This window comes from Psychrobacter sp. ASPA161_9 (assembly GCF_051970275.1).
Taxonomy (GTDB): Bacteria; Pseudomonadota; Gammaproteobacteria; order Pseudomonadales; family Moraxellaceae; genus Psychrobacter.
Genome location: NZ_JBEFNI010000005.1, coordinates 97,364 through 109,301, shown reverse-complemented (window position 1 = coordinate 109,301; position 11,938 = coordinate 97,364). Strand labels below are relative to the sequence as shown.

The following is an 11,938-nucleotide window of genomic DNA, read 5'->3' as shown; positions in this document are numbered from 1 at the left end:
TTCAAAATATCATTAATCGTTAGTATGCTGACGTGCATCTGGTAGAGAGCTACACGTCTATAGCCTGTCAGCTAACAATTAATAGTAAGACAAAATGACTTAGAAGCAAAATATCATCCTACTATCAAATAATAAAATAAACAACAAAAAGGCATTTAGTAAATAAATAACGGGGTTGTATAAAAATGATACTGTATAAGGCACAAGCCCTAAGCATCATAACTAATGTTAGTTGAAGAGATGACTTGAGGGTAAGTATAAACTGTAAGTAATCATTACAGAGTGAAGCAATGCTTAAATGTTATATATCTTGGTAGCCTTCAACTATTTATAGTATTCTGTGATTATTCATCTCGTAACAGCCTACTGTTATACTACTCACTACTTATAACAATGAGCTAAACCGCCTACTTTTGTATTTTTCAGCCGCTTTCACTGACCACTACTTCCTTTTAATACAGATATATCAGACTATGAATAATCATAATATAAGCCATAAGCCAGCAGTAGAGAATTTAATAGACAATCTATCAAACAGCATAAAAGATAATGACTTGCAGAATGAAGACAGTACCGATATCACACAATTGCGAGCACCTATAAAGGTAGACCTTTCCCCTATCTATGCGTTCTTAGGTAGTCGAACTACACAAGCTTGGGTAGATGCTGCTATTGCGAACTTGCCATTGATTATTCAAGACCATGCCAACTGCGAAAAAAAAGCAGCGGGCACTGCGATGAATCTAATATTCCGTTATGAGTTTTCTTACGACTTACAGCGTAAGTTAGCCCAACTGATACGTGAGGAAATGCTGCACTACGAGCAAGTGCTGGGTATCATGAATGATCGCGGTCAAGACTGGAAATATCTAAGTGCAGGTCGTTATGCCAAGGGCATGCTAAGACACAAACGCACCTACGAGCCAGCAGCGATGGTAGATGTCTTGATAATTGGAGCATTTATTGAAGCACGTTCATGCGAACGCTTTGCCGCACTTGCTGAGGTAATCGATGATGAACGCTTGGCAAAATACTATCGATACTTGCTCAAGTCAGAAAGCCGCCATTTTGAGGATTACTTAGCATTGGCGCAGTCGTTGTCTGACGATAATATTGATGAACGAGTTGCCTTCTTTAAAGAAATGGAAGCAGAATTAATATCTAGTCCAGATACTGAGCTACGTTTTCATAGCGGTACACCTGCTTAAAAAATCCTTAGAATACTAACTGGTACAAATATGAAAAAATGTTGTAGCCGATTGGAGTATTTGGCTCAATCAGTTACAACATCTTCTTAATTGTGCCTATCAAATTATATCTGCCTTATATAAAGGTATTTAATTATTTATCATCTTTCATTAGTGGACTGTCATACTGCTTGCTACCTTTAGCAACATTATGCGGATCATGATCGGCACTTTTGCGCTCAGCAGCAGCAGGATTCACTTTTTGCAAAGCATCATCGGGGACGATGCCATTATTATCGTCTGCATCCTTTAACTCATACTCTTTGTCTACTTCACGTTCTTTATCCAGTTCATGTCCTTCATTAATATTGCTATCTTTTGAGATACTCATTAGCGTTCCTTATTACGATAATTACCAGACAAATCAAATAAAAACCATTTTATACAAGATGAATGAAGAGAATAGACAACTGCTATCCCCACCATCTTTAAACTTTAATCTTTTTCATCCGGATTTAAAGTACGTGTTTGTGCATTATCAATATTGGCATATCGATTCATATCAGTAATACCTTCACTTTTAGGTGCTTCACTACGGACAGTATCTTCGTTAATATTTTCGTCAAAAGCATTGCCTTCTTGGTCACGGCGGTCAGGCTGACGTGCTGGATTGTCACCGTCATTAACATGCTCAGAACCGACTATCCCTTCTTCAAAGGTATCAGTACCCTTATTAACAGTAGTATTGGTTTCGACTTCATGACGACTATCGTGAAATTCCTCTTCGCGAGTCATTGCTGTTTTTTCTGCTAACGATTTGCTATCAACATCATTATTATCTAAGCTACTATCCATAATAGGAGTCTTTGTGAGCGCGGGATCTTTAGTTTCCATTAGATTGTCCTTGTTGCCGTATATTATTTAGAGTGTTTTGTTCAGGGTGTTTTGACGTTTGTTATAGCACCAGCATCAAAAGCTATTCATTGCCTTTTTGACTAAGATCATAGGCATTTAAATCGCCAACATTTTTACCGCCTGCTGGCAAATCTTCTTCTTTACGTGGATCAGAATATATCTCATCAGTCTCTTGAGAGTCTTCTATCGGCCCGTCTATTTCTGGCTCATGCTTGCGCCCCGCATAGCTTCCTTTAGGGTTTGGTCGATGCGATACTGCTGGATCATCGACCGAAAGCTTTTTGTCGTGTCGTTCACGACTGATATCTTTGTCATCCATGTCTTGATTGTTAGTGTCTTTGTAGGTCGTCATAGCGCGTCTCCCTCGCTGGTATTGCCTAATTTAATTACTTACCTATTTATCAGTACGGACTTCTTCGTCAATAAAAGGTGTCGCCTGCTCTTTAGTCAACTCTTCTGGCATGTTGACTTGCTTATTTTCTTTTAGATTATTTTCAATTTGTTCAACATCGGCATTTTCTGCTGCTTGTTTAATATCTGAAGTATCATTTTTGCTAGTACTCATTAGAAAGCCTCTACTCTTATTGATGTTTATAAATGATTTTTTATCTGCTAATTTGAAATGAATCTTACTTATACTAGTATCAATTATAGGTAGATGATGAGCTTCTTCACTAGTGTACTGCAGTATCAATATGTGAATAAATGTGATGTTAAAAGACAGTTTGTAACCCATTATATTAAGCTGGCAGGTTATCGAGAGCATGACATTCCTGTATTTTCTTGCATCGTTTGGCATAACTCAAGACACGCTGTAGCAAAATTTGCTACCATGTATTTTTAGATTTTAAGACTTACGGTTTATTATTTAGGTAATCAGATTATGGCCAAAAATGCCCTACAAGCTCAACTCTTAAAAGCGGGATTGGTTGATAGCAAAAAAGCCAAGCAATTAAGTAAACAGTCTCAGCATGCCAAACGTACTGGCGATCCATCAACTGTTGAAGCTAAAAAAGCTCTAGCAGAAGCCCAAGCCAAAAAAGTAGAAAAGGATCAAAAGCTTAATCAGGAAAAACAGCAAATCTTAGAACAGAAAATGTTAAATGCTAATATCATCCAAATGATTAAACAACATCAGATTAAAGATATACAGGGTGATGTAAGCTACCAGTTTGTTGATCAATCTAAAGTGAAAAAAATTCATATTACTCAAAAACTATATGACCAAATAGTGGCTGGTCATGTGGTTATTGCACGATTGGAAGAGGGTTATGCTCTACTTCCTCGTCCCTTAGCAGATCGTATCGATGCTAAATTAGAAGGGTTTATGGTGGTGTCTAACGATAAATCAGATGTTGAGCTAGCAGATGACGACCCTTATGCAGCCTATGTGATTCCAGACGATCTGATGTGGTAGTCATTAAACTAAAAAACCCTTCATAGAATTAAGTAATCTACGAAGGGTTTTTTAGTACTGAGCTTTTACTAAATATGTTGCTCTATATCCAGTTCAAAATAAAGGATATGCTAATCGATGACAGCCTCTAAGATTATTGTTAACTTTTTTCACCGACATGATTGATAGTTTTCAATAAATGCTCTTGTGCAATATGTAGTGGTTCGTCCGCTACTGGCTGAACCTGCTGCCAACGTCCATCGCCATCAAGCGTCCATGCTTGAACGTTATCTTGTAGATAGTTCTGCAAGCCGTCTTGATAAATTTGTGCAAATATCTTTTTATCTTCAATGGGAAATGCGACTTCGACCCGATGGAACAAGTTTCTATCCATCCAGTCAGCACTTCCACAATACATACGTTCGTCGCCATTGTTATAAAAATAATAGATGCGGGTGTGTTCTAAAAAGCGGCCAATGACTGAGCGCACGGTGATATTCTCAGACAATCCCTGTACTTGCGGACGCAGACAACACATCGAGCGCAGGATTAGCTCAATTTTAACGCCTGCTTGCGACGCATCATATAGCCTATCAATCAGTCGACGTTCAGTCAGAGCATTGGCTTTAATGATAATACGCGCACGTTTACCAGCTCTAGCATGTGCAATCTCAGCATCGATAAAGCTCATTAGCTTTTCATGTAAGGTAAATGGCGCATGCAGTAGCTTTTTGAGATTGGCAGGTTTGCCCATACCAGTCAGCTCTTGGAAGATTTTATGCACGTCCTCTGAGATGTCAGGGTCAGCAGTAAATAAGCCATAGTCAGTATAGACCTTGGCATTAGCTGCATGATAGTTACCCGTACCTAAGTGTACATAACGGTGAATTTTTTCATCCTCACGGCGAATAATAAGCATGAGCTTGGCATGAGTCTTATAGCCAACGATACCGTAAACCACGACCGCACCTGCTTCTTGTAGATAGTTAGCAACCGCAATATTGGATGCTTCGTCGAAGCGTGCGCGTAGCTCAATGATAGCGGTGACTTCTTTGCCATTACGAGCAGCGGCGGCCAGCGCTTGTACAATTTCTGAATTGGTGCCTGAGCGGTATAAGGTTTGTTTGATTGCTAAGACTTTTGGATCACTGGCGGCTTGCCATAATAAATTGATAACAGGTGAGAACGCATGAAAAGGATGATGTACCAACACATCTCCTTTGCGCATAGCAGCAAACATACTGGTGCTTTTGTCGAGCTTATCGGCTTCACGGCGGAACGGTTTGGGTACAATGTGGGTAAATGGTTCATAACGTAGCGCTGGAATATTAAAATCAAATAGCAACCGTGTTAAGTTTACTGGTCCATTGACACGATATAACTGATTGTCATGTAGCTCGAATTCATCGAGCAAATAGTCACTGATAGGGGTTGGGCAATCAGTCGTGACCTCTAAACGAACCTTATCACCAAACCGACGGTTTTCAAGCTCACCTTCAAGGGCCTTGGCAATATCCTCGACATCATCTGCCAAGTCCAAATCCGCATTACGTGTCAACCTGAATTGATGACAGCCTGTTACATTCATGCCAGGGAATAGCTCGCCGATATGCTCATGAATGATAGCAGAGAGCATGACATGATGCTCTTTACCACCAGTCAGCTCGTCAGGCAAACGGATAACGCGAGGTAAACTACGCGGCGCTGGCACAATGGCGAGATTAATATCGCGACCAAAGGCATCTTTGCCTTCTAACGTAGCGATAAAGTTAAGGCTTTTATTCACCAAGCGCGGAAACGGGTGCGCAGGATCAATACTAATCGGGGTCAATACTGGCGATACTTGCTCAGTAAAATAACGTTTCATCCATGCTGATTGCTCGGCATTGAGCTCATCGCGTTTTAGATAACGGATATCTTCTTTCGCGAGGGCTGGTAGGATGTCTTCGTTGAGAATACGATATTGTTCATCAATAGCATCGTGCGTTACTGTGGATATCTCGTTGAGAACTTCACTTGGGCGCATACCATGAGCACTGGTAGAGACATCACCGATATTTAGCTTTTGCATAATACCAGCGACACGAATCTCAAAGAACTCATCGATATTGGACGAAAAAATAATTAAAAAGAATAAGCGTTCGAGTAACGGATGACGCGGGCTTGCTGCTTGCGCTAATACCCGCAGATGAAACTGCAATAAAGACAAGTCGCGGTTGATATAACTGCTGGGTGAGTAGCTGCCATCTTCTGAGCGTTGCCACGCAATTTGGGTCAAGTTATCATTTACTATATAAGTTTCTGCATTTTTGAAAGCGCTATCAATTTGAGTGTTCTGCTCGTGGTTGCTCTCATTACGATTGTTAGCACTGTGGTTGCTAGCATTGTCACTGCTATTATTAACATCACTGACTTTAGTATTGTTGACTTCAGTATCACTGTTTTGATTCGTTTTAGCCCGTGTCATGCAACCACTCCTTATTGTAATCCATCATTGTCAATCACTATCATGCCCTGACATCCATATTACCGCAACTGCATAAGGCTGCAACTATCTCTCTCACCTACTCTACTAATATTATTTTTATATACGAACGACTAGTCTCTTACTATTAACAGAGCAAATAAACCATAGAGCAAATAAACCATAGAGCAAATAAAATCAAACCGTTAACTCGCTTGTGGTAATACCGCATTCTTCATACGTTTTTTGATAATCCTCTGTTTGTTACGTAAGCTTCTATCGCCTTGGTTGTCTTCATAGTACTTAGGATTGGTCAGCATCCCGATTAGCAATGCTGATTCATCACGATTAAGATTGGCAGCGGACTTATTAAAGTAATTTTGAGCAGCAGCTTCAACACCGTAAATGCCGTTGCCAAATTCTGCCACATTTAGATAAGCTGTTAAGATACGCTGCTTGTCCCATATGGTTTCAATCATGACGGTGACAATAGCTTCTTCACCTTTACGAATGTAGGAGCGATGCGAGGTCAAAAACAAATTCTTTGCCAACTGCTGAGTAATCGTTGAGCCACCAGCAGACATCTTACCTGTTTCTTCGTTTTTCTTACGGGCGGCCTCAATACCTTTAAAATCAAAGCCATTATGCTGACTAAACGTCGAGTCCTCACTGACAATCGCCGCTTGCTTAGCAGATTTAGCAATGGCATCGTATTCTACCCAAGTCTGAGTGACCGTGCCGCCTGTAAGTCGATGGGTCAGCATAAACATACTGTTATTGATTGGCTGGGTTTTCCAAATTAATAGTAGTCCAGCGACTAACACATGGAATGCTACGACTAACAACATCAATGCCAGTAATAGTCGTTTAATAAATTTGCCAAAACTTGCCATGCGCAAAGTATCCGAATAATTAAAAATAATAAAAGTTGTCAGCTAATGATAAGCAGCAGGCTATCTTACCTAATCTCACAATCGCTGTCATTATTTACCCCATTTCTTTATCATGTAATGACCTTTAAATAGTATTCACTTTTTATCTAGGTATTTAAGGCTGGTACTTTACAACAGGTATTAAAAGAAGAGAATAAATATGCATAATGGTCATCATATAAAAGCATTGCGCGCACGTATCATTGAAGCGAGCCCAAATCTTTGCAGCGATGAAAATCTTGATAACTGGTGGCTACTCGGCACATCTGGCTGTCATCTATGTGATGTCGCTGAGCAACTTATAGCGCGCTTTCAAAGCGTACAACCTATCGAATATCAGCATGTCGATATTGCAGAATTTGATGAAGATCTGATGATGGAGTTTGCCACTACCATCCCCGTAATTCTGACGCCATCAAAACGATTAGACTATCCATTTTCAGTCATGGATTTGCAGCAGTTACTATAAATCTCTTGTTACTTTTACCTTCAAGCCTACTGTTAATAACACTCTGAAAATCAGCTACTATTTTATTTGTTTCAGCCTTGATTATTTACTAGTATAAAATTCAAACTTTTGCTATTTTGACTAAATGGTCAAGATAGTAAATTGACTAGATAAGGATTATCACCATTTGAGATTATAAACCTAGCCCTACGATCAGTCCGATATTGACTACGGATCTGAACATTTATCGATAAGGATTGTTGATAATGTATACTTTTTTGGCCCTCGCACCAATTTTAGTCGTTTTAGTTTTGCTGGTAGTGATGCGCCTACCGGCAAAAATATCTATGAGTGTTGCCTATTTAGTGACCGCTCTTTTAGCCTTGTTCGTTTGGCAAGCGAGTGGTGCCCAAGTAGCAGCAGCTACTACAAATGGCATCATCATCGCTCTCACGCTTTTATTCATTGTATTTGCCGCTATTTTATTATTGAATACGTTAAAAGAAGGCGGCGCTATTGTCGCTATTCGTAAAGGCTTTATGGATATTTCGCCCGATAGACGCATTCAAGCGATCATTGTCGCTTGGTTATTCTGCTCGATGGTAGAAGGCTCATCAGGATTTGGTACGCCCTCTGCTATTGGTGCGCCGCTATTATTGGCTTTAGGTTTTCCTGCCATGGCCTCTGTTATGGCAGTTCTCATTATTCAATCAACACCCGTATCATTTGGTGCTGTTGGTACCCCCATATTACTCGGTGTTTGGACGGGTATCAACGATAAGCAGGATATTACACAGGCCATTGCGCCACTTTCTGCGGAGAACTATCTACTACAAATCGCTGGTAACGTTGGTCTTATCCATGCGCTAGTGGGCTTTTTAATTCCGCTAATTTTAAGTGCGTTCTTAACCCGATTCTTTGGCGAAAAACGCTCCTTCGTTGAAGGACTAAAAGTATGGCCGTTTGCAATATTTGCCGGTCTCAGCTTTACTATCCCTTACTTCTTAGTAGCCAAATATCTAGGTCCTGAATTCCCATCGCTCGTTGGTGGTTTTATCGGTCTAATGATTGTACTGCCTGCCGCGAAACGTGGCTTTTTGATGCCAAAAGATACTTTTGACTTTGCACCACGTGCCAAATGGGACAAGGACTGGCTCGGGTCACTTGATGAAGAAAAATATGATGATTCGGTTGCACCAAAATTTTCTTTAATTCGTGCGTTTTCCCCTTATCTCATCGTTATCGCTCTCTTAATTATAACTAGGGTCGTTGCACCGCTTAAAGCATTTTTGACTGGTGAATTGACTACGATTGAATTTAGCAATCTCTTTGGTACGACTATTTCTAGTAAAATACAGCTTGCTTACTCTCCTGGAGCGATTCTAATTATCAGCTCTTTGTTGTGCATCTTATTGTTTAAAATGAACGGTCAAGCCGTTAAGCGCAGTTGGAGTAATTCGGCGAAGACGATGGTTGCCGCCGCACCAGCTTTGCTATTCTCGGTGCCTATGGTACAAGTATTCATTAATTCAGGCTCAGCCGCTGAAGTCGCTACTGCGCTACCGGCTATGCCAATATTACTGGCTGAAAGTGCGGCTGGTGCGTTTCAAAATGCATGGCCTCTAGTATCGCCGTGGATTGGAGCGATGGGCGCCTTCATTGCCGGATCAAATACGGTTAGCAATATGATGTTCTCGTATTTTCAATGGTCAACTGCTAGCCAAATCGGTCTCGATAGTAACCTTGCAGCGCAAGTTGTCGCTCTGCAAGCGGTCGGCGGTGCCGCTGGTAATATGATTGCCGTGCACAATGTGGTCGCGGCTTGTGCGGTAGTCGGTCTGATGGATAAAGAAGGTTATGTTATACGAAAGACATTGGTGGCAATGACTTATTATGTGATACAAGCTGGTTTTATCGGTATGGCTATTATCTTCGGTCAACTATGGTGGTGGGCTTTAGCTGTGATTTGGCCGATAGCATTCTTTAGTATCATGTCGCTGACAAATAGAAAACGAGTCGTTAGTTAATATTGCAAGGTTACATGAATCTCACTAACCAAGTTATATATATTGATTATCAACACTTAATATGACGCTATTAGATTGTTTCTGATAGCGTCATATTGGTATTATAGTTTCTATATTATGATTATGAACCACATATTATAAACGCTATTTTACCGATACTTTAGCTTAGCTATTTAGCTATACAGGAAACCTCCATGAAAGACTTGAGCAAAGTTACCGAAATTGAAGATCTGCGCCGTGTTGCCGAGCGCAAAATACCGCGTATGTTTTACGATTATGTCGATTCAGGCTCATGGACTGAAACCACTTACCGTAATAATGAGACGGACTTTGATCGTATTAAGTTACGCCAGCGGGTATTGGTAAATATGGACAATCGTAGCCTTGCGACGCAGATGATTGGCGAACAAGTCAAAATGCCAGTTGCGATTGCACCAACTGGTTTTACTGGCATGATGTGGGCGGACGGCGAGATTCATGCGGCGCGGGCAGCAGAGAAATTTGGCGTGCCTTTTTCACTATCAACCATGAGTATCTGCTCTATTGAGGATGTTGCTGAAAATACCAGTGCGCCGTTTTGGTTTCAGCTCTATGTCATGCGTGATCAGGACTTTATGGCCAATCTTATCCGCCGTGCCAAAGCGGCAAATTGTTCCGCGCTCATTTTGACAGCTGATCTGCAAGTACTTGGTCAACGTCATAAGGATATCAAAAACGGTCTATCCGCGCCGCCCAAACCAACCCTCGCCAATATCTTAAATCTAATGACCAAGCCAGAATGGTGTCTAAATATGCTTGGTACCAAACGTCGTACTTTTGGCAACATCGTCGGACATGCCAAAAACGTCGCTGATATGTCCTCACTTTCAGCATGGACAGCAGAACAGTTCGACCCACGTTTGAGCTGGGATGATGTCGCACGTATCAAAGATGCATGGGGCGGCAAGCTAATTATAAAAGGTATTATGGAGCCTGAAGATGCTATCTTGGCTGCCCGTAGTGGTGCGGATGCATTGGTGGTCTCAAACCATGGTGGCCGTCAATTAGATGGTGCGCCCTCCTCAATCTCTGCTTTGAGCGATATCGTGCAGGCGGTTCATGCCGAAAATAGTGATATCGAGGTGTGGCTCGATAGTGGTATTCGCTCCGGTCAAGATGTCTTAAAAGCCATCTCTTTAGGTGCAAAAGGCACTATGATTGGGCGAGCTTTCTTGTACGGGCTAGGTGCTTATGGTGAAGATGGGGTGCGCCGTGCGCTTGAGATTATCCATAAAGAATGTGATATCAGTATGGCATTCTGTGGTCATACTGATATTAATCAGGTGACGGATGATATTTTAGTCAAAGGGACTTACGAGCAGCTCAAGTCGGCATTACCTTATGTCTCACCAATGCGCTGGTAGATTTTAGTTTTACACAAGTAGATTTATATTCGACAGCTTTGTTTATCTAACCGTTAGCACTTATACTCTATCTATCATCTTTCACTGATACTTAGCTTTTATGACCATTAAACAACTTCTAAAAACAGCGCCCGTCACCACTCTACTCTTAGTCAGCTTTATTGGACTATTTATCATGCAAGTGCTGACAGGCGTCGATGCCAATAATCCCTCGACTGAAGCCCTGCTCAATTGGGGCGCTAATGCCCTGCCCTTAACCATGACTGATGATCCATGGCGACTGGTCAGCAGTGCGTTTTTGCACATTGGCTTGATGCATTTATTGTTTAATGGCTTTGCCATGTACTTCTTCGGGCAAATTGCCGAGCCGATGTTTGGCTCAGCTAAATTCTTGGCGTTGTTTTTACTAGCGGCAATCGGTGGTAACTTACTTAACAATCATGTGACGTGGCAAGGTATTTTAGATGGTACTGGACAACCAGGACTATCGGCTGGCGCATCTGGTGGTATCATGGGTATCGGTGGCGCACTTTTAATAGCCGCGCTGTTTAAAATATCTGTTAATGGCATGGTGCTCAATTTAAGAAGCCTGATATTTATTATGGGTATCAACCTTGTATATGGCTTTGCGGTACCGGGCATTGATAATACAGGACATATCGGCGGCGCTATTACTGGCTTAGTAATTGCACTGGCTTTTGCTATCGCTTACCGTCAGCGTATGGCGATTGCTCTACAAAACATACCTAACATTCCTATTTATCAGAACCGTTATCAAACTGATTACCAAACTGATTACCCAAACGACTATCAGACCAGCTATATCGATCACCCAGCGAGTAGCGATGCTGACGTTAATAACAATGATTTTAATGTCGGTCTTAATAGCGGCTTCAATAGTGATACTTATTCTGATAATGGCACTTATGCAAATTCAGACAGAAACATCAACGCGGCTCATGCCAATATTATCGAACAAAACACCCCTGCGAAACCTGCCTTTATTTGGCAGCTACTACCATGGATTATGATGTTGTTGATAAGCATTGGCTTCGTCTGGTGGTGGCAAGATATTCATCAACAAATCTTACAAGTATTAAAAACCATTGAGTAAACCGTCATACTTATTTATCATTGCTAAATAGCTCATGAAAACAGCATATTCG

General features: G+C 41.2%; 12 protein-coding genes. 6 read left to right on the top strand and 6 right to left on the bottom strand.

Annotation, left to right across the window (positions count from 1 at the left end; translation table 11 throughout):
* Positions 1 to 473: 473 nt before the first annotated feature.
* On the top strand, positions 474 to 1,208 hold the full coding sequence (locus ACTQ9S_RS07540) for a tRNA-(ms[2]io[6]A)-hydroxylase (protein WP_440454590.1): 735 nt from the start codon (positions 474 to 476) through the stop codon (positions 1,206 to 1,208).
* A 133-nt stretch (positions 1,209 to 1,341) separates the two neighbouring features.
* On the opposite strand, the gene ACTQ9S_RS07535 is transcribed toward ACTQ9S_RS07540, so the two are convergent.
* From ACTQ9S_RS07535 to ACTQ9S_RS07520, 4 genes are all read right to left on the bottom strand, one after another.
* Entirely contained in the window at positions 1,342 to 1,578 is a 237-nt protein-coding gene (locus tag ACTQ9S_RS07535; RefSeq protein WP_440454589.1) for a hypothetical protein, read from the bottom strand.
* 104 nt (positions 1,579 to 1,682) lie between these two features.
* On the bottom strand, positions 1,683 to 2,081 hold the full coding sequence (locus ACTQ9S_RS07530; protein ID WP_068328675.1) for a hypothetical protein: 399 nt from the start codon (positions 2,079 to 2,081) through the stop codon (positions 1,683 to 1,685).
* 82 nt (positions 2,082 to 2,163) lie between these two features.
* A complete protein-coding gene (locus ACTQ9S_RS07525) occupies positions 2,164 to 2,454 on the bottom strand; it encodes a hypothetical protein (protein WP_440454588.1) in 291 nt (96 codons plus the stop codon).
* A gap of 42 nt (positions 2,455 to 2,496) precedes the next feature.
* The gene (locus tag ACTQ9S_RS07520; RefSeq protein WP_350656686.1) at positions 2,497 to 2,667 is read right to left on the bottom strand and encodes a hypothetical protein; all 171 of its coding nucleotides are present in this window, start codon (positions 2,665 to 2,667) and stop codon (positions 2,497 to 2,499) included.
* 318 nt (positions 2,668 to 2,985) lie between these two features.
* Here ACTQ9S_RS07520 and ACTQ9S_RS07515 point away from each other — a divergent pair, with 318 nt between their 5' ends.
* Positions 2,986 to 3,519, top strand: a complete 534-nt coding sequence (locus ACTQ9S_RS07515; protein WP_068036882.1) for a DUF2058 domain-containing protein — start codon at positions 2,986 to 2,988, stop codon at positions 3,517 to 3,519.
* 139 nt (positions 3,520 to 3,658) lie between these two features.
* Here ACTQ9S_RS07515 and ppk1 read toward each other — a convergent pair whose 3' ends face one another.
* Entirely contained in the window at positions 3,659 to 5,965 is a 2,307-nt protein-coding gene (ppk1, locus tag ACTQ9S_RS07510) for a polyphosphate kinase 1 (RefSeq protein WP_440454587.1), read from the bottom strand.
* Positions 5,966 to 6,168: 203 nt separating this feature from the next.
* Positions 6,169 to 6,855, bottom strand: coding sequence for a monofunctional biosynthetic peptidoglycan transglycosylase (gene mtgA, locus ACTQ9S_RS07505; RefSeq protein WP_440454586.1), 687 nt, complete (start codon positions 6,853 to 6,855; stop codon positions 6,169 to 6,171).
* Between the two features lie 199 nt (positions 6,856 to 7,054).
* On the opposite strand from mtgA, the gene ACTQ9S_RS07500 reads away from it, so the two are divergent.
* The 4 genes from ACTQ9S_RS07500 to ACTQ9S_RS07485 all read left to right on the top strand — a co-directional run bounded on the left by ACTQ9S_RS07500 (position 7,055) and on the right by ACTQ9S_RS07485 (position 11,886).
* A complete protein-coding gene (locus tag ACTQ9S_RS07500; RefSeq protein WP_440454585.1) occupies positions 7,055 to 7,363 on the top strand; it encodes a glutaredoxin family protein in 309 nt (102 codons plus the stop codon).
* A gap of 245 nt (positions 7,364 to 7,608) precedes the next feature.
* Positions 7,609 to 9,369, top strand: coding sequence for an L-lactate permease (locus tag ACTQ9S_RS07495; protein ID WP_068036893.1), 1,761 nt, complete (start codon positions 7,609 to 7,611; stop codon positions 9,367 to 9,369).
* A gap of 194 nt (positions 9,370 to 9,563) precedes the next feature.
* On the top strand, positions 9,564 to 10,772 hold the full coding sequence (locus ACTQ9S_RS07490) for an alpha-hydroxy acid oxidase (RefSeq protein WP_440454584.1): 1,209 nt from the start codon (positions 9,564 to 9,566) through the stop codon (positions 10,770 to 10,772).
* A gap of 100 nt (positions 10,773 to 10,872) precedes the next feature.
* Positions 10,873 to 11,886 carry a rhomboid family intramembrane serine protease gene (locus ACTQ9S_RS07485; protein ID WP_440454583.1) on the top strand — a complete coding sequence of 338 codons (1,014 nt, stop codon included), beginning with the start codon at positions 10,873 to 10,875 and terminating at the stop codon, positions 11,884 to 11,886.
* Positions 11,887 to 11,938: the final 52 nt, after the last annotated feature.

Bases quoted from the DNA above. Each gene is read 5' to 3' on its own strand.
- ACTQ9S_RS07540 (WP_440454590.1), top strand. From the start codon at position 474: ATGAATAATCATAATATAAGCCATAAGCCAGCAGTAGAGAATTTAATA.
- ACTQ9S_RS07535 (WP_440454589.1), bottom strand. From the start codon at position 1,578: ATGAGTATCTCAAAAGATAGCAATATTAATGAAGGACATGAACTGGAT.
- ACTQ9S_RS07530 (WP_068328675.1), bottom strand. From the start codon at position 2,081: ATGGAAACTAAAGATCCCGCGCTCACAAAGACTCCTATTATGGATAGT.
- ACTQ9S_RS07525 (WP_440454588.1), bottom strand. From the start codon at position 2,454: ATGACGACCTACAAAGACACTAACAATCAAGACATGGATGACAAAGAT.
- ACTQ9S_RS07520 (WP_350656686.1), bottom strand. From the start codon at position 2,667: ATGAGTACTAGCAAAAATGATACTTCAGATATTAAACAAGCAGCAGAA.
- ACTQ9S_RS07515 (WP_068036882.1), top strand. From the start codon at position 2,986: ATGGCCAAAAATGCCCTACAAGCTCAACTCTTAAAAGCGGGATTGGTT.
- ppk1 (WP_440454587.1), bottom strand. From the start codon at position 5,965: ATGACACGGGCTAAAACGAATCAAAACAGTGATACTGAAGTCAACAAT.
- mtgA (WP_440454586.1), bottom strand. From the start codon at position 6,855: ATGGCAAGTTTTGGCAAATTTATTAAACGACTATTACTGGCATTGATG.
- ACTQ9S_RS07500 (WP_440454585.1), top strand. From the start codon at position 7,055: ATGCATAATGGTCATCATATAAAAGCATTGCGCGCACGTATCATTGAA.
- ACTQ9S_RS07495 (WP_068036893.1), top strand. From the start codon at position 7,609: ATGTATACTTTTTTGGCCCTCGCACCAATTTTAGTCGTTTTAGTTTTG.
- ACTQ9S_RS07490 (WP_440454584.1), top strand. From the start codon at position 9,564: ATGAAAGACTTGAGCAAAGTTACCGAAATTGAAGATCTGCGCCGTGTT.
- ACTQ9S_RS07485 (WP_440454583.1), top strand. From the start codon at position 10,873: ATGACCATTAAACAACTTCTAAAAACAGCGCCCGTCACCACTCTACTC.